The following is a 14,696-nucleotide window of genomic DNA, read 5'->3' on the forward strand; positions in this document are numbered from 1 at the left end:
CATGACCGACGGCATCCGCGTCTGGGCGCCTCGCGCCAACCGCGTCGACCTGCGACTGGGCGGCGACACGCTCGAGCTGAGCCGCACGGACGGCGGCTGGTGGGAGAGCCGTGGGCTCGAACCGGCCCCCGGCACCGATTACGGGTTCCTGGTGGACGGCGACGGCCCGTTCCCCGACCCGCGTTCGCGGCAGCAGCCCGACGGCGTGCACGGGCTCTCCCGGGTGGTCGACCCGGGGCACGACTGGGCGGCTTCCGCGTGGACCGGGCGCCAGCTCGCCGGGTCGGTGATCTACGAACTGCACATCGGCACGTTCACGACTGAGGGAACTTTCGACGCTGCCGCTGAAAGGCTCGACCACCTCGTGTCGATCGGCGTCGACTTCGTCGAGCTGCTGCCCGTGAATGCGTTCAACGGAACCCACAACTGGGGTTACGACGGGGTGCTCTGGTACGCCGTCCACGAGGGCTACGGCGGGCCCGACGGGTACCGTCGTTTCGTCGACGCCTGCCACGCCGCCGGGCTCGGTGTGATCCAGGACGTCGTTTACAACCACCTCGGTCCGAGCGGCAATTACCTCCCGAAGTTCGGGCCGTACCTCACCGACGGGCCCGGAAACACCTGGGGGTCTTCGCTCAACCTCGACGGCCCCGACTCCGACACCGTCCGTCGCTACATCCTCGACAACGCACTGATGTGGCTCGGCGAGTACCACGTCGACGGCTTGCGCCTCGACGCCGTGCATGCGCTCACCGACCACAGCGCCGTGCACCTGCTCGAACAGCTCGCCGGCGAGGTCGCGGCCCTCAGTGCGTCGGTCGGCCGTCCGCTCAGCCTCGTCGCCGAGTCGGACCTCAACGACCCGAAGCTCATCACCCCGCGTGAGGCGAACGGTTTTGGCCTCGACGGGCAGTGGAGCGATGACTTCCACCACGCCGTGCACGTTGCCCTGACCGGGGAGACGACCGGGTACTACGCCGACTTTGAACCCCTCTCGGCTCTCGGGAAGGTCCTCACCCGCGGGTTCTTCCACGACGGGACCTTCTCGAGTTTCCGCGAACGTACCCACGGCCGCCCGATCGACACCGAACGTATGCCGACCTGGCGCCTCGTCGTCGCCAACCAGAACCACGACCAGATCGGCAACCGTGCCATCGGCGACCGACTGTCGGCGCAGCTGGATGCCGGACAGCTCGCCATCGCGGCGGCGCTGACCCTGCTCGGCCCGTTCACCCCGATGCTGTTCCAGGGGGAGGAGTGGGGCGCGTCGACGCCGTGGCAGTTCTTCACGTCGCATCCGGAACCGGAACTGGGACGGGCGACGGCAGAAGGACGCATCGCCGAGTTCTCCCGGATGGGCTGGGACCCGGACGTCGTGCCCGACCCGCAGGACCCGGCCACGTTCACGAACTCGAAGCTGGACTGGGACGAGCTGGCGAACGGCGATCACGCCCGGGTCCTTGACTTCTACCGTTCCGCAGCCGCCCTGCGCCGGGAACACCCGGAGTTCACCGACCCTCGGTTCGGCTCGACGAGTGTCGAGGTCAACGAGGAGGAACGCTGGCTCGTTCTTCGCCGAGGCGCTGCCCGTGTCCTGGTGAACTTCGACGGCACCGCGCACACACTTCCGGTGCCCGACGGGCAGGTGCTGCTCTCGTTCACCGCGTCAGGCGAGGGCCTGGCCCAGCCGGTCGGCGGCGAACGGCTCGTTCCGGCGCACTCGGTGGTCGTGCTGGGCTGATCACAACGCCAGGGCGTTGCGGAAGGCCTCGGCTGCCGGCCGGTTGAACACGACGAAGCGGACCGGGAATGACGGTGCCACGTCGCGGGCCGTCCGGACGGCGATCGTGGCGGCATCCGTCAGCGGCCAGCCGTAGATCCCGGCCGAGATGGCCGGGAACGCGATGGACGCCACACCGAGTTCCGTCGCGAGGACGAGGCTGTTCCGGTACGCCGCGGCCAGGAGGTGGGACCGGTCGTCGGCCGGATCCCACACCGGACCGACGGTGTGGATGACGTACCGTGCGTTGAGCCGCCCCGCCGTGGTGGCGACCGCCTCACCGGTCGGCAGGCCGTGGGGAAGCGTCGTTGCCCGCAGGTGACGGCAGGCGGCGAGGATCTCCTGCCCTCCGGCGCGATGAATGGCACCGTCGACCCCTCCGCCACCGAGCAGGGAGCTGTTGGCGGCGTTCACAATGGCATCCACGGTCTGCGCCGTGATGTCGCCTTCGACCAGTTCGAGTTGCATGGTCCTCCTTCGTCGACCTGCCAGCGTAATCGGGTGCGGTCGCCCGGACCACCGGTTGCCCGCCGGCGCCCGGGAAGGGTAAACCGGATCCATGACCGACCTCACGACATCCTGGATGCAGGCGTATGAGCGCGCCTGGGAATCGAACAAACCGGAAGACATCCGTGCCCTGTTCACGGATGATGCCTTGTATTACACCGAACCGTGGATCGAACCCTGGCGCGGAGTCGACGCGATCGTCGAGGGCTGGCTCGAACGAAAGGACGAGCCGGGCAACCACTCGTTCGAGTGGTCGCCCCTCGTGGTCACGGACGACGTCTGGGTGGTCCAGGGGACGACGGCCTACACCGGCGGCCGGACGTACAGCAATCTCTGGGTGATCCGGCCGGGCCAGGAGGGCCGTGCGGCCGAGTTCACGGAGTGGTGGATGGACCAGGCGCGGCCGTCCTGACCCCCTTCTTGGTGATCGAGTAGCGACGGAGGACCGGCTCCGACGTGCGCATAACCCCGCCAGATCCCGCGGCGGGAAGCTGCCGTGCCTCGGGTTCTTGTCGGAGCAGGCGGCTACGGCCTCGAGTCTGGCGGAGTTGTGCGCCGGTCAGCCGTGGCCGATCAGCCGGCAGGTCGGACTGGAACTGCACATAACTCCGCCAGGTTCTGCGGCGTGTGCTGTCCGTGCAGCAGATTTGCGCGAACGGGAGCGGCCGCGGCCGCGAGTCTGGCGGAGTTGTGGGCCGGTCGGCGGTGGCCCCGCGTCGCTCAGTCGCGCGGCGGCAACTGCTGCAACGCCCACTTGTTGCCGTCGGGGTCCTGAAAGAAGACGAACCGACCCCACGGCTGGTCGTCCACGTCGCTGGCCTCGACGCCGTGGTCGAGAAGGTGCTGGCGGGCGGCATCCGCATCGGGCACGACCACCTGGATCCCGGTCTGTGAGCCGGGCGCCATGTCGGTGATGCCCTCACCGAACGCGATCGAGCAGGCCGATCCGGGCGGCGTCAACTGCACGAAGCGCAGGCCCTCTGTGACGGTGTAGTCCTGGTCGAGGTGAAAACCGACCTTGTTGGCGTAGAACTCAATCGCCTCGTCCACATCGGTGACCGGCACGGCGATGAGTTCGATTTTCCAGTCCATGAGTATCTCCTTCGCGATCGCGCCCAGCCTAGAAAGCGACCGACGGATGCCGGAACCCCCCTCGCGGATCGGGTTCGCCTGTGCCATCGTGAACCGTGTTTCAGGAGAAAGGAAAAACCATGTTCACACCGGCCCAGGGGTTCAGCAGTTTCAGCGTCGACGACATCGACGCGGCGCGGTCGTTCTACTCGGAGAAGCTCGGTCTGACCGTGACCGATGACGAAATGGGTGTTCTTCGGATCAAGCTCCCGGGCGGCGCTGACGTGATGGCGTATCCGAAGCCGGACCACACCCCGGCATCCTTCACGATCCTCAACCTCGTCGTCTCCGACGTCGACGCCGCTGTCGACGACCTCAACGGACGCGGGATCAAGACCAAGATCTATGACGACCCGAATCTCCCCACCGATGACAAGGGCATCATGCGCGACAACGGCCCGTCCATCGCGTGGTTCCGCGACCCGGCAGGCAACGTGCTCTCGGTGCTCTCCATGTAGGCGCTGATCAGGCCTCGCCGTTCAGCGGTCCGAGCAGGTTCGTGGCAACGGTGGAGTGCGCTGACTCCGGGTCGCTGGGGTGGAACAGGCCGGCGAGGGAGTCGCGGTACAGCCTCGACAGTTCGTTTCCGGCGTCGTAGGAGCTGCCGCCTGACACCCGGATGGCGGTCTCCACGACACTGCGGCTGACATCGACGGCGCGCGTCTTCGCCCCGACCAGGAGCCGGAACCAGCCGGAGCCGTGGTCGCCGAGGTGATCGACGTCGGAGGCAAGGGCTTCCAGCTGCGGGCCGAGCGAATCGAGCGCGATGGCCGCGTCGGCGAGTTGCCAGCGGATATCGGGGTCGTCGGCATACCGGCGCCCGCCGTTTTTCATCGAGGTGCGGCGCCCGGCAGCCTCGACGCCGAGGTCCAGCGCACGATCGGCGATGCCGGCGTACACCGAGCCGATCAGCAGCAGGAAGTTGCTGAAGATCCCGAAGATGTACGGGTCGGGGCTGGGGCCGACGGGGAGGACGCGGGCTATCCGTTCGGCCGGGACGACGGCTCCGTCCAGCTGGGTCGAAAAGCTCTGAGTTGCCCGCATCCCCAGGGGATCCCAGGTCCCGACCGGGGAGTGGCCCCCGGACTCCCGGGTGAGGTACCCGTGCACCAGGGTCGGCGCAGCAGGGTCCGAGTCGTCACGGCCGAAGACGCCGAGTCGCGTCCAGGCCGGTGAGAGCGAGGTGAAGATCTTGCGTCCGGTGAACGAGAACGACCCGTCCGGACCGGGCACCGCCGCGGTGCGGGAGTCGAAGAGCACCTCGTCGTTGCCGGCTTCGCTGACCCCGAAGCCGAATAATTCTCCGTTCCTGGCGTCGTCGAGGATCCAGTCGAGACTCGCGTCACCCCGGTCATGGAGTACCCGGGCGACCCCGACCACCACGTGATGCATGTTGATCCCCAGCGCAGTCGCCGGTGCGTACCGGGCGAGCAACCTCTGGTTCTTCACCCCATCGGCGAGCGACTGCGGCGCGAGGTAGCCGGCGGCCCGCAGCTCGTCGAGGTCCTCGGCGAAGAACCGGTTGTCGCGGTCGTAGCCGGGTGCTCTCGAGCGGATCCGCTCGAGCAGGTCGATGTCGAGGTTCGTCACGCCCCCAGACTACCGACCCGCCCGATCAGTCCTCCGGGTCGTACGCGACGGCATCCCGGCCGCGCAGCTTCTCGAGGTCGCGGCGCTCCCGTTTGGTCGGGCGCCCTGCCCCTCGGTCGCGCATCGGCACGAGCGCGACCTCTTCACGGGGTGGTGGCGGGGGAGTCCTGTCGACCAGGCACTCGGCGGCGACGGGGGCGCCGACCCGTTTGACCACGATCCGCGCGACTTCGACGATGCGGTCGAATCCGCCTTCGCGCACGCGGATTTCATCGCCGATCTTCACCGGATGCGACGCTTTCACGCGTTCCCCGCCGACCCGCACGTGCCCGGCACGGCAGGCCGTCGTGGCCATCGACCGCGTCTTGTAGATGCGGACGGCCCACAGCCAGCTGTCGACGCGGGCGCTCGGAACGGGGGTGTTCATTCTCCGAGCCTACGACCGTGCCGCCGACAGAAGGCTGTAGCCGCGGAGGACAGCTGATTCGACGATTTCAAGGGGCAGCCGTGATGCTGACGCGACGCGTTCGCTGGCCGACTCGACCGGCTCGTGCTGATCGAATGACGAGCGGATGCCGTCGGCGACGACATGCAGGACGGCCGCCTGCTCGAGCAGGAACGCCCGGTCGACCGGGCTGCCGTGCCCCGGGATGAGGACGTCGTTCGGCCCGATCGACCTGGCGAGCGTGTCAAGCACCCCGGGCCAGTCGAGCGGGAAACTGCCGGAGCCGTACATCGGGGGACCCGACTGTTCGATGATGTCGCCGACGAGCCAGGTGGCGGCATCCGGAATCTCGACGACCAGGTCGGTGTCGGTGTGACCGGGCGTCAGCGGGTGAAAACGGACCAGCCGGTTGCCGAGGTCGAGTTCGTGCGGGGAGTGCACGAGGACGGTCGGCGGGGTCAGTTCCACCTGGTCCCAGTCGTACTGCGGCGACCCTGCGGGGTTCGCCGCCCAGGCCGTCAGCCGGGGTTGCTCGAATTCGATGAAGTGCTGCGGCACGAGGTGGTGGCCGATGATCTCGGCGTACCCGAATCGCTGGTTGCCGAAGCTGTGGTCGTAGTGGGCGTGGGTGTTCGCCACCCACCGGACAGGCGCTGAACTGAGCTCAGCGATGTCGGATCGGATCTCGTCGGCTTCCCGCGGATTGCAGCGTGTGTCGACGAGGAGAAGCCCGGTGTCGCCGACAACGACGCAGACGGAGATGTCGAGCGGATCGTAACGCCGCTGGTAGACGCGGTCGGAGACTTCGTTCCAGGCGGACATGGCTCGATCCTACGGCCCGCCGTGGTTGGACTCAGTACATGTCGAGATCGTGCACGTCGGTGCGCGCGGCTTCAGCCTCCGGGCGACTCGGCTGGAGGCCTCGTGTCATGGCGTTGAGCTTGTCGATGATGTCTGCGTCGTACGGGTCGTCTCCCTGGCTTGCAGCGGGCATCGAGAAGACCTGGCTCGCCGGCCCGACGAGCATGTGGGCAAGCCCGGATATCCCGTCGTCGGTGACGACAGGAATAACGATGATGTCAGCGTCGCCGGTGATGGCGAGGGCGCGAGCGTATCGAAGGACGGCTTTGCACACCTCGTCGCCAGTCAGCAGGGATCCACTGGAATAGTAAAGTCGTCTCATTCCGTCGACTGTCCTCCGCTCAGGATTCAGGCTCAAGGGCCTTGTGCAGAGGCTGCAGGACGGATAAGCGACGCGGCGATCCGTCACCGGGACGCTCTTCTCGGCTCGCTCTGCGCCTACCGGGCGACTAGGGTACAAAATGGATCGGTTCCCCCGCTGGTCCTGCAAACTCCGAAAGGTCCCGATGGGCAAGCTCTTCTACGATTCGACGCTGACTGTCGATTTTGACGACCGGGTGCTTGCTCACCTCCAGATCGTGATCGGTGCGAAGCTGCGGCGTGGCGAATCGTTCTACTTCAGCTGGAAGGACGACCCGGCGGTCGGAGACGGGCGAAGCACCATCTGGCTCGCCCCGAACATCCCGCTGCACTACAAGTACTTCGGGTCCCGCCTGCCTGCCCTCAACCGGGAGTGGATCATCGCGTTGAGCGCATCGTCGAACTCCGCCGGAGGACTCCAGATCGTCCCCGAACCGCCCGCCAACTCCGTCTCGACCGACGCAGGCCAGCTATGAAGCGCATCGAAGTCATCTACGGTGGCGTCAAGTACACGATCCCGAACCGGGAGCTCGCTGCCGTTCAGAAGGAAATCACCGACGCGATGGCGAAAGACACTCCCCACTGGCTCGTAGCGAACAGCGGTGAGGGCATCCTCGAACCGGCCTACCTGCTCATCACGACGGGGATTCCGGTCGCCGTCGTCGATGTGATGGCGACCGTCTCCTCAGCCAGCGACAGTCCGCTCTAGTTCTTGCCGGTCGTGCGGTTCTCGGCGCTGATCATCCAGGCGTACTGTTCGAGTTTCGCGATGATGGCGTGCAGGATGTCGGCGCTCGTGGGGTCTTCTTCGTCCACCTGGTCGTGAACGTCGCGCATGGTGCCGACGGCTGCCTCGATCCGGACCGTGATGAGATCGACGGTCTTCGCCGTGTCGGTCTCGCCTGCCGGGAATTCGGGCAATGTGGTGTTCCCGGCCACGGTGTCGCTGCGGCCGTCCGGGGTGGCGTGCAGTGCACGCATCCGCTCAGCGACCTCGTCGGAGAATTCGCGTGCGGCCTCGACGACCTCGTCGAGCTGGAGGTGGAGGTCGCGGAAGTTCTTGCCGACGACGTTCCAATGGGCCTGTTTTCCCTGGACGTGCAGTTCGATCAGGTCGACGAGGACCTTCTGCAGGCAGTCCGCGAGCTCCTTCGAAGCCAGGAAGCCACGCTCGGGCTTCTGCCGCCTTGTCGTCTTTGCTCCGGCTTCAGAGGTGCTGGTGCGTTCGCGGGTTGCAGTCGACATGGAAGAGTCCTTTCGGAGGTGGATGTGAGCACTGGACACGCTATGGACTCCCCGGAATGCCCTCAAGGCCCTTGCAATCACCGGTGAAGCTGATAAAGGTCGCTGGTTTGCTGTGCGTTCTCAGTGGAATAGTCAAGCGAGCCGCAGCCGCCGCGTCGTCTGCCTAAGGTGAACTATGCCCGCGTACATCCGTACCATCCAGACAGCACTGCCGCCCACGGTTCTCGTTCAGGCGGATGCTCGTGATGTGTTCGCGCGGCAGCCGGGGCTGACCCGGTTGGGGGAGCGCCTGGTGCGCACGTCGTTCGACGTGTCAGGCATCGAGACCAGGCGGAGCGTCATCGCCGACTTCGTTGCGAACGACGCCGACGCCGAGTCGGTCTTCTACGACGGGCCCACGGGCGTGCTGCTGTCGCCGTCGACTGGCACCCGCAACGACGTGTACATCCGCGAGGCGCGCCCGTTGTTCGAGGCGGCGGCCCGTTCTGCCCTCGAGGCGTGCCCGGGCATCGCCGCGAGTGACGTCACCCACGTGGTGACGGTGTCGTGCACCGGGTTTTACGCGCCGGGGCCGGACTACGAGCTCGTGAGGCAGTTGGGCCTGCCCAGCAGCACCGAACGCTACAACATCGGATTCATGGGGTGTTATGCCGCGTTCCCGGCGCTGAGGGCGGCCGCCGCGTTCTGCCGTGCAGACCCGGCCGCGGTCGTGCTGGTCGTCTCGTGCGAAGTCTGCACGATCCACGTGCGGTCGTCGAACGACCCTGATCAGATCGTCGCGTCGTCGGTCTTCGGAGACGGCGCGGCCGCAGCGATCGTCACCGGCCGGCCGCCCGCCTCGGATGCTCCGTTCCTCACGATCGACAGGCTCGCCAGCGACCTCACTCCGGTGGGGGACAAGGACATGGCCTGGATCATCGGGGACGCCGGCTTCGAGATGGTGCTCAGCGCAGCTGTGCCGAAGATCATCGACACCTACATCGAGGGGGCGCTCACCCCGCTCCTCTCCAACGAGCCCGCGCTGGCCGCCGACCCGGCCGGTGGCATCCGTTCGTGGGCGATCCATCCGGGCGGCCGCAGCATCCTCGACAAGGTCGAAGCGAGACTCGGCCTGAGCGAAAGCCAGCTCGAACCGTCCAGGCGCATCCTGCGCGACTACGGCAACATGTCGAGCGCCACCGTCCTGTTCGTGCTCAAGGAGATCCTCGAGCAGGCCGCCGACACAGACAGCCACACCGACGATCGCGTCTGCGCGATGGCGTTCGGCCCGGGCCTGACCGTCGAAACCGGGCTGTTCACCCGAACGGGCGTCCCGCGATGACGCTGATGCGAGCCGGCGTGCGTCTGCCGTTGTCGACGCGCGATGACGCGCTCGTCGAGCGGATGGACGAGGCCTCGTGCGACCGGGAGGCGTTGTTCCGCACCTACGCGGCGTTCCCGCACGTGAACCGGGTGGTTGCCGGCTGGTGGACGACTTACGTTCGCCAGATCCGCCCGCGATTCACCGGTCCCGTCCACACCGTGCTCGACATCGGCTCAGGCGGCGGCGACGTCGCACGGGCTCTTCTGCGCTGGGCACGGCGTGACGGCGTGCGGCTCGAGGTGACGGCCATCGACCCGGACCCGCGTGCCTTCGACTACGTCGAAACCCTGCCACCGGCTGCTGGCTTCGCGCATCGGGTGTGCTCGAGCACGGAGCTCGCCGACGAGGGCGCACAGTTCGACTTCGTTCTCTCCAACCACGTGCTGCACCACCTCAGCGCCGCCGAACTGGGTGCGGTGCTCGCCGACTCGGAACGGCTCGCACGCGTGGCCGTCGTGCACAGCGACATCCGCCGGTCCGTCGCGGCCTACCTGCTGTTCTCGGCGTTCGCGGCTGCGCGGTTCAGGGGATCGTTCATCCGTGAAGACGGACTGATGTCGATCCGGCGCAGTTACATGCTGGGCGAACTCATTGCGCTGGCGCCTCCCGGCTGGACCGTGAGCGCGCAGGTCCCCTTCCGGCTCCTGTTGCTGCGGGATCCGGACTAAGGGTCACCGGCGAAGCGTCTCCAGCACGGTGGCTGCGGTGAGCGCGGAGCCGGCGGGGCTCGGGTGCAGGAGGTCAGGCAGCAGAAGGGACTCAGGCGACGCGGCGGCCCGATAGGCGGAATACACGTCGATGGCACGGATGGCCTGGTTCTCGGCGAGCCACGAGCCGACATTGTCGAGCACGGCGGCGTGTGCGTCCGCCCAGTCGTCGAATCGCGGGTTCTCCAGGATCGCCGCGTAGCCGACAGACGCGGGCCAGTACCGCTCCACTTCGGCGACGAGAGCGGTGAGCTGCGGTGCCACGGTCTCCGGTTTCGGGACGTTGTTCAGGCCGTGGTTGAAAATCACGAGGTCCGGCTGCGCCGGCACCATCGTGTCGAAGTGCGCAAGCGAATACGCGCCGGTCTTGCCGCTCGCCGAGCCGTTCCAGACGATGATCGGGGCGGACGCGGCATCCGTGTTCGAGCTGATCTCCGGCAGGTAGGACTTCGTGAGCAGGTCCCACGGGTGCTGTACCAGGGGACGGTCGAGGTCCTCGGAGAGTTGCCGGAAGGCCAGGTCGACCCATTCACCCGGTGCGTCGCCCGTGGAGTCTCCGATGACGGTGACGACGAACGGCCGGCCGGAATCGGCCAGCAGGTCCCGCGCGTCGGCGAACGAGACCAGTCGTGACTGCCGTTCGGCGGCGATGGCCGGGCCGCTGTCCGAGCCGGCCGACGTTCCCTGAGCCGGGCGTGGAACGGTCGCGAAAGCAACACTGAGCAGAACGCCGACGACGACAACCGGGATCCCGACCCGGAGCGCGACAGCCGAGACGAATCCGCGCCCGCGACGACGGGCATCCGGGGTCGGGGGGTGTCGCGGCGGGTTCATTCGTCTAGGGTACGTCGTCGCCCGGCCCGCTCCTGCCATGTGACCCGGATTGGGGGAACCGCCCGGTGCTCTGCCGCCGCCGCGCGGCGTTTCCCCGGCGCGGAGGGGCGATCCGTAGACTGGTCTCGTGACGAAGCGGGAGAACCCAGAGGCGAGCGACCGTATTCTGACGGTCCCGAACATCCTGAGTTTTCTGCGCCTCGCACTCGTGCCGGTGTTCCTCATCCTCCTGGTCGAGGGGGAGGACATCCTCGCTCTCGTCGTGCTGGCGATATCCGGTCTCACCGACTTTCTCGACGGATACCTCGCCAGGCGCCTCAACCAGGTCTCAAAACTCGGCCAGCTGCTCGACCCGGCCGCGGACCGGCTCTACATCCTCGCCGCGCTGCTCGGGTTGGGCTGGCGTGACCTCATCCCGCTCTGGCTCGTCGTGGTGATCATCGCGAGGGACGTCATGCTCGTCGTGCTCGCCGCCGTGCTCGCCAGGATCGGGCACGGTGCGTTCCCGGTGAACTGGGTGGGCAAGTGGGCGACGGCCTGCCTGTTCGTCGGCCTGCCGTTGCTCATGCTCGCAGCGGCATTCCCTGCCACCGCTGCCGTGACGCAGCCGGTCGGGCTGGTGATCTCGATTGTCGGCGCCGCGCTGTATTGGTGGGCCGGGGGACTGTACATCGTCCAAACCGTGCGAGCAACTGGCAAACGCACGGGGCAGAGGGGCCCCCGATCCGATACGCTGGAACCCTAGGAGGTTCAGGTGTCATATCCCCACGAGCAGAGTCCCCCCACCGGGGCGTTTCTGCGCGAGCCAGCGGCGCAGAACGAAGCAGCCGGTGGTGCCGCAAACGATACAACCGCGAGTTTTAGCCGGGAGTTCGGCGCAAACCTCTCAAACGTCGACAGCGACGTCAGTCTCGAAGAGCAGGATGCCATTGCTGCCCTGCCGAGCGGTTCAGCCTTGCTGATCGTCCGCCGGGGTCCCAACAGCGGTGCCCGCTTCCTCCTCGACGCGGACGTCACGCTCGCCGGCCGGCATCCTGACGCCGACATCTTCCTCGATGACGTCACCGTTTCGCGTCGTCACGCCGAGTTCCTCCGGCACGGGGTGGCGTTCGAGATCAAGGACCTCAACTCACTCAACGGAACCTATTTTGACGGGGTCCGTATCGACAGCGCGTTGCTGAGTGACGGTGCCGAAGTCCAGATCGGCAAGTTCCGGCTGACGTTCTACCCGTCCCGACTCGACCTGCACCCGCCCGCGGGCGCCTAGATCGTGACTGCCCAGGCAGCGCACCGCAATTACGACCAGCGCGACCCCGGCAAATCCAGGAGTGCAGCCCCGCAGCTTCTCAGCATCGGCCAGGTCTTGGCGCGGCTGGCGCAGGAGTTTCCCGAGCTCAGCAATTCGAAGCTTCGGTTTCTCGAAGAGCAGGGGCTGGTCTCACCGGCGCGCACGAAATCGGGCTACCGCAAGTTTTCGCCCCAGGACGTCGAACGGCTGCGCCTCATCCTCTCGATGCAGCGCGATCATTATCTGCCGCTCAAGGTCATCCGCGGGCATCTGGCCGACATCGATGCCGGTCGCACGCCGGTGCTGCCCGGGGCCGCGCCGAACGGGCAGCTGTCCACGATCATCCCCGCAGGACGCCGCTACCAGCGCGACGACATCCTCCGTGAATCCGGGGCGACCGCGACGCTGTTCTCCGAGGCGATCTCGGCATCGATCCTCACCCCGGCCGACAGCTACGGCGAGGATGCCGTCACGGTGCTCCGCTCGCTCGTCGCCCTGAAGAAGTGCGGCATCGAGCCGCGCCACCTGCGCGGGTACCGGGCCACGGCAGAGCGCGAGGTCAGCATGATCGAGAGCGCCCTGCTCCCGATCGCCCGGCGCAAGGACGCAGCAAGCCGCGCCCGTGCCGCTGAACTTTCCGGTGAGATCGCCGGCCAGCTCGATGTGATTCGCGCCAGCCTCGTGCGAAGCGCACTGGGCCGATTGACGTCGTGAGATTAGACTGACACCGCGGCCCTGATTGTCACAGAATGATCACGGCCCGCCGACACGCCGACCTCCCCTGTCGGATGTCGTTGTAGAACCCCGCAGCCCTCGGTACCGTTGAGTGTGCGGTACCGCCGCAGCCGAACCAAGAGGAGCACCCGGATGAGCGAAATCCCCGCCAACGATAATGCTCGCTATGACCTCGGGCTGCTGTTCACCGACGGGCTTCCCGAGATGGACGACCAGGCCGGCTACCGTGGCGCCGTCGCCGCCCGCGCCGCTGGAATCAGCTACCGCCAGCTCGACTACTGGGCCCGCACCGGCCTGGTCGAACCCACGGTGCGGGGTGCCGCAGGCTCCGGGTCGCAGCGCCTCTACGGGTTCCGCGACATCCTCGTGCTCAAACTCGTCAAGCGCCTGCTCGACACGGGCATCTCGCTCCAGCAGATCCGGACCGCCGTCAACCAGCTCCGGGAGTCCGGGGTCAACGACCTCGCGCAGACGACGCTCATGAGCGACGGAGCCAGCGTCTACCTGTGCACGTCTGACGACGAGGTCATCGACCTCGTCAGCCGCGGCCAGGGCGTCTTCGGCATCGCCGTGGGCAAGGTCCTCCGCGAGGTGGAGACGACCCTCATCGAGTTCGACTCGCAGTCCGCCGACCCGATGGACGAACTCGCCGCCCGTCGCGCGGCACGCACCGCCTGACGCACTCTCGGTCGCCCGGTCGTCCCAAGCGGACGAAGACATCCGACGCGCCACAGTGCCGGCTCGGCGGTCGCCTGCTGCTCGCCGGGTCATCCACTGCGGACGGAAACATCCGGCGTACCGGGTGACCTGGTCCGAACCGGATGACTTCGCGACCGGGGGAGCGTCGGCTCGCTGAGGACTCTGCGATCGGTTCGACCGGGCGGATGCCGCGGTGCGCGATCGCTCGGCGGTCGCCTGCTGCTCGCCGGGTCATCCACTGCGGACGAAAACATCCGGCGTACCGGGTGACCTGGTCCGAACCGGATGACCTGGCGGCCGGGGAGCGGGCGAGGCAGCGTTAGCGTGCGGCCTGCGCGGTCTCGGCGTACTCGCCGACACGACCGGTGCGGAGAACGCGGTCGAGCAGCTGATCGAAGTTCGCTGCCATCTCCTGGGCACTGTCGCCCGGCCAGATGTGCAGCGGTTTCGCCGCGCCCTGCGCCTGCTGGAGCGACGTGCGCTCGGGCAGTTGGGGGCTGAGCACGAGGGGACCGAACATGTCGCGAAGTTCCTTGATCCGGAACTGGTGCTCCATCGACTGGGAGCGCACACGGTTGACGACGATGCCGAGGGGCTGCAGGCGGGGGCTGAGGCCACGCCGGATCTCCTCGATCGCGCGCAACGCACGGTCGGCCGCGGCCACGGAGAACAGGCCGGGCTCGGTCACGACGACCACCCGGTCACTGGCCGCCCACGCGGTGCGGGTGAGGGCGTTGAGCGAGGGGGCGCAGTCGATCAGCACGAGGTCGTAGTCGTCCTCGACGTGGGCGAGGGCCTCTTCGAGCTTCCAGATGTCGCGGATCGACGGGTGCGGACCGTCGAAGTTGATGGCGGACGGGCTCCCGATGAGCACGTCGATGGTGCCGGCGTGGTTCTTCGTCCAGCCGCTCGGGGTGATCGCCTGACGAACCGTCTTCTCCTTGGGAGAAGCGAGGACATCGGCGATGTTCAGTCGACCGGCGAGGGAGATATCCATGCCGGTGGAAACATCCGACTGGGGGTCGAGGTCGACGACGAGAGTGCGAACGCCTTTGGCGAACGCGGCTGACGCCAGGCCAAGGCTGACGGTGGTTTTCCCGACGCCTCCCTTGAGGCTCGAGACGCTGAGTACGTGCACAAGTAGATACGTT

The 14,696-nt window shown here is 67.3% G+C and carries 20 protein-coding genes; 11 read left to right on the forward strand and 9 right to left on the reverse strand.

Annotation, left to right across the window (positions count from 1 at the left end):
* The first annotated feature begins 1 nt into the window (after position 1).
* The gene (treZ, locus tag ABIE24_RS00340) at positions 2-1,741 is read left to right on the forward strand and encodes a malto-oligosyltrehalose trehalohydrolase (RefSeq protein WP_354495708.1); all 1,740 of its coding nucleotides are present in this window, start codon (positions 2-4) and stop codon (positions 1,739-1,741) included.
* Here the strand turns inward: treZ and ABIE24_RS00345 are convergent, their stop codons facing one another.
* Complete coding sequence (locus ABIE24_RS00345) at positions 1,742-2,248, reverse strand: O-acetyl-ADP-ribose deacetylase (RefSeq protein WP_354495710.1); 507 nt, start codon at positions 2,246-2,248, stop codon at positions 1,742-1,744. It abuts the gene before it with no gap.
* 91 nt (positions 2,249-2,339) lie between these two features.
* Between ABIE24_RS00345 and ABIE24_RS00350 the strand changes: the two genes are divergently transcribed.
* Positions 2,340-2,699: a nuclear transport factor 2 family protein gene (locus ABIE24_RS00350; RefSeq protein ID WP_354495711.1), complete on the forward strand. Its 360-nt coding sequence runs from the start codon at positions 2,340-2,342 to the stop codon at positions 2,697-2,699.
* Between the two features lie 308 nt (positions 2,700-3,007).
* Here ABIE24_RS00350 and ABIE24_RS00355 read toward each other — a convergent pair whose 3' ends face one another.
* Positions 3,008-3,379, reverse strand: coding sequence for a VOC family protein (locus ABIE24_RS00355; protein WP_354495713.1), 372 nt, complete (start codon positions 3,377-3,379; stop codon positions 3,008-3,010).
* A 119-nt stretch (positions 3,380-3,498) separates the two neighbouring features.
* On the opposite strand from ABIE24_RS00355, the gene ABIE24_RS00360 reads away from it, so the two are divergent.
* A complete protein-coding gene (locus tag ABIE24_RS00360) occupies positions 3,499-3,876 on the forward strand; it encodes a VOC family protein (RefSeq protein ID WP_354495715.1) in 378 nt (125 codons plus the stop codon).
* 7 nt (positions 3,877-3,883) lie between these two features.
* Here the strand turns inward: ABIE24_RS00360 and ABIE24_RS00365 are convergent, their stop codons facing one another.
* The 4 genes from ABIE24_RS00365 to ABIE24_RS00380 are packed head-to-tail and all read right to left on the reverse strand — an operon-like array spanning position 3,884 to position 6,636.
* Positions 3,884-5,008, reverse strand: a complete 1,125-nt coding sequence (locus tag ABIE24_RS00365; protein WP_354495716.1) for an acyl-CoA dehydrogenase family protein — start codon at positions 5,006-5,008, stop codon at positions 3,884-3,886.
* A 25-nt stretch (positions 5,009-5,033) separates the two neighbouring features.
* Positions 5,034-5,435: an RNA-binding S4 domain-containing protein gene (locus ABIE24_RS00370; protein WP_354495718.1), complete on the reverse strand. Its 402-nt coding sequence runs from the start codon at positions 5,433-5,435 to the stop codon at positions 5,034-5,036.
* Positions 5,436-5,444: 9 nt separating this feature from the next.
* Positions 5,445-6,275, reverse strand: a complete 831-nt coding sequence (locus tag ABIE24_RS00375) for an MBL fold metallo-hydrolase (RefSeq protein ID WP_354495720.1) — start codon at positions 6,273-6,275, stop codon at positions 5,445-5,447.
* A gap of 31 nt (positions 6,276-6,306) precedes the next feature.
* Complete coding sequence (locus tag ABIE24_RS00380) at positions 6,307-6,636, reverse strand: hypothetical protein (protein ID WP_354495722.1); 330 nt, start codon at positions 6,634-6,636, stop codon at positions 6,307-6,309.
* A 184-nt stretch (positions 6,637-6,820) separates the two neighbouring features.
* Here ABIE24_RS00380 and ABIE24_RS00385 point away from each other — a divergent pair, with 184 nt between their 5' ends.
* Both ABIE24_RS00385 and ABIE24_RS00390 read left to right on the forward strand, forming a co-directional pair.
* Positions 6,821-7,150, forward strand: a complete 330-nt coding sequence (locus ABIE24_RS00385; protein ID WP_354496413.1) for a DUF7882 family protein — start codon at positions 6,821-6,823, stop codon at positions 7,148-7,150.
* On the forward strand, positions 7,147-7,383 hold the full coding sequence (locus ABIE24_RS00390) for a hypothetical protein (protein WP_354495724.1): 237 nt from the start codon (positions 7,147-7,149) through the stop codon (positions 7,381-7,383). Before ABIE24_RS00385 ends, ABIE24_RS00390 begins: the two co-directional genes overlap by 4 nt.
* Here ABIE24_RS00390 and ABIE24_RS00395 read toward each other — a convergent pair.
* Complete coding sequence (locus ABIE24_RS00395) at positions 7,380-7,919, reverse strand: Dps family protein (protein ID WP_354495726.1); 540 nt, start codon at positions 7,917-7,919, stop codon at positions 7,380-7,382. The genes ABIE24_RS00390 and ABIE24_RS00395 overlap by 4 nt on opposite strands.
* Positions 7,920-8,094: 175 nt before the next feature.
* Here ABIE24_RS00395 and ABIE24_RS00400 point away from each other — a divergent pair, with 175 nt between their 5' ends.
* Complete coding sequence (locus ABIE24_RS00400) at positions 8,095-9,240, forward strand: type III polyketide synthase (RefSeq protein ID WP_354495727.1); 1,146 nt, start codon at positions 8,095-8,097, stop codon at positions 9,238-9,240.
* Entirely contained in the window at positions 9,237-9,950 is a 714-nt protein-coding gene (locus tag ABIE24_RS00405) for a methyltransferase domain-containing protein (RefSeq protein WP_354495729.1), read from the forward strand. Before ABIE24_RS00400 ends, ABIE24_RS00405 begins: the two co-directional genes overlap by 4 nt.
* A 3-nt stretch (positions 9,951-9,953) precedes the next feature.
* Here ABIE24_RS00405 and ABIE24_RS00410 read toward each other — a convergent pair whose 3' ends face one another.
* On the reverse strand, positions 9,954-10,823 hold the full coding sequence (locus tag ABIE24_RS00410; RefSeq protein ID WP_354495731.1) for an SGNH/GDSL hydrolase family protein: 870 nt from the start codon (positions 10,821-10,823) through the stop codon (positions 9,954-9,956).
* A 127-nt stretch (positions 10,824-10,950) separates the two neighbouring features.
* Here ABIE24_RS00410 and pgsA point away from each other — a divergent pair, with 127 nt between their 5' ends.
* The 4 genes from pgsA (at position 10,951) to ABIE24_RS00430 (ending at position 13,524) form a co-directional block, all read left to right on the forward strand.
* Entirely contained in the window at positions 10,951-11,568 is a 618-nt protein-coding gene (pgsA, locus tag ABIE24_RS00415; RefSeq protein ID WP_354495733.1) for a CDP-diacylglycerol--glycerol-3-phosphate 3-phosphatidyltransferase, read from the forward strand.
* A gap of 51 nt (positions 11,569-11,619) precedes the next feature.
* The gene (locus ABIE24_RS00420; protein ID WP_354496414.1) at positions 11,620-12,090 is read left to right on the forward strand and encodes an FHA domain-containing protein; all 471 of its coding nucleotides are present in this window, start codon (positions 11,620-11,622) and stop codon (positions 12,088-12,090) included.
* Between the two features lie 3 nt (positions 12,091-12,093).
* On the forward strand, positions 12,094-12,825 hold the full coding sequence (gene ftsR, locus ABIE24_RS00425) for a transcriptional regulator FtsR (RefSeq protein WP_354495735.1): 732 nt from the start codon (positions 12,094-12,096) through the stop codon (positions 12,823-12,825).
* Positions 12,826-12,978: 153 nt separating this feature from the next.
* A complete protein-coding gene (locus ABIE24_RS00430) occupies positions 12,979-13,524 on the forward strand; it encodes a MerR family transcriptional regulator (RefSeq protein WP_354495737.1) in 546 nt (181 codons plus the stop codon).
* Between the two features lie 340 nt (positions 13,525-13,864).
* Here ABIE24_RS00430 and ABIE24_RS00435 read toward each other — a convergent pair whose 3' ends face one another.
* A complete protein-coding gene (locus ABIE24_RS00435; RefSeq protein ID WP_354496415.1) occupies positions 13,865-14,683 on the reverse strand; it encodes a ParA family protein in 819 nt (272 codons plus the stop codon).
* Positions 14,684-14,696: the final 13 nt, after the last annotated feature.

Origin of the sequence: Mycetocola sp. 2940 (assembly GCF_040548835.1) — a bacterium.
GTDB lineage: Bacteria > Actinomycetota > Actinomycetes > Actinomycetales > Microbacteriaceae > Mycetocola_A.

Excerpts from the sequence above, each read along its gene's own strand:
- ABIE24_RS00430 (WP_354495737.1), top strand. The coding sequence starts at position 12,979 with ATGAGCGAAATCCCCGCCAACGATAATGCTCGCTATGACCTCGGGCTG.
- ABIE24_RS00355 (WP_354495713.1), bottom strand. The coding sequence starts at position 3,379 with ATGGACTGGAAAATCGAACTCATCGCCGTGCCGGTCACCGATGTGGAC.
- ABIE24_RS00410 (WP_354495731.1), bottom strand. The coding sequence starts at position 10,823 with ATGAACCCGCCGCGACACCCCCCGACCCCGGATGCCCGTCGTCGCGGG.
- ABIE24_RS00395 (WP_354495726.1), bottom strand. The coding sequence starts at position 7,919 with ATGTCGACTGCAACCCGCGAACGCACCAGCACCTCTGAAGCCGGAGCA.
- treZ (WP_354495708.1), top strand. The coding sequence starts at position 2 with ATGACCGACGGCATCCGCGTCTGGGCGCCTCGCGCCAACCGCGTCGAC.
- ABIE24_RS00375 (WP_354495720.1), bottom strand. The coding sequence starts at position 6,275 with ATGTCCGCCTGGAACGAAGTCTCCGACCGCGTCTACCAGCGGCGTTAC.
- ABIE24_RS00370 (WP_354495718.1), bottom strand. The coding sequence starts at position 5,435 with ATGAACACCCCCGTTCCGAGCGCCCGCGTCGACAGCTGGCTGTGGGCC.
- ABIE24_RS00360 (WP_354495715.1), top strand. The coding sequence starts at position 3,499 with ATGTTCACACCGGCCCAGGGGTTCAGCAGTTTCAGCGTCGACGACATC.
- ABIE24_RS00380 (WP_354495722.1), bottom strand. The coding sequence starts at position 6,636 with ATGAGACGACTTTACTATTCCAGTGGATCCCTGCTGACTGGCGACGAG.
- ABIE24_RS00400 (WP_354495727.1), top strand. The coding sequence starts at position 8,095 with ATGCCCGCGTACATCCGTACCATCCAGACAGCACTGCCGCCCACGGTT.
- ABIE24_RS00385 (WP_354496413.1), top strand. The coding sequence starts at position 6,821 with ATGGGCAAGCTCTTCTACGATTCGACGCTGACTGTCGATTTTGACGAC.
- ABIE24_RS00390 (WP_354495724.1), top strand. The coding sequence starts at position 7,147 with ATGAAGCGCATCGAAGTCATCTACGGTGGCGTCAAGTACACGATCCCG.
- ABIE24_RS00350 (WP_354495711.1), top strand. The coding sequence starts at position 2,340 with ATGACCGACCTCACGACATCCTGGATGCAGGCGTATGAGCGCGCCTGG.
- ABIE24_RS00405 (WP_354495729.1), top strand. The coding sequence starts at position 9,237 with ATGACGCTGATGCGAGCCGGCGTGCGTCTGCCGTTGTCGACGCGCGAT.
- ABIE24_RS00345 (WP_354495710.1), bottom strand. The coding sequence starts at position 2,248 with ATGCAACTCGAACTGGTCGAAGGCGACATCACGGCGCAGACCGTGGAT.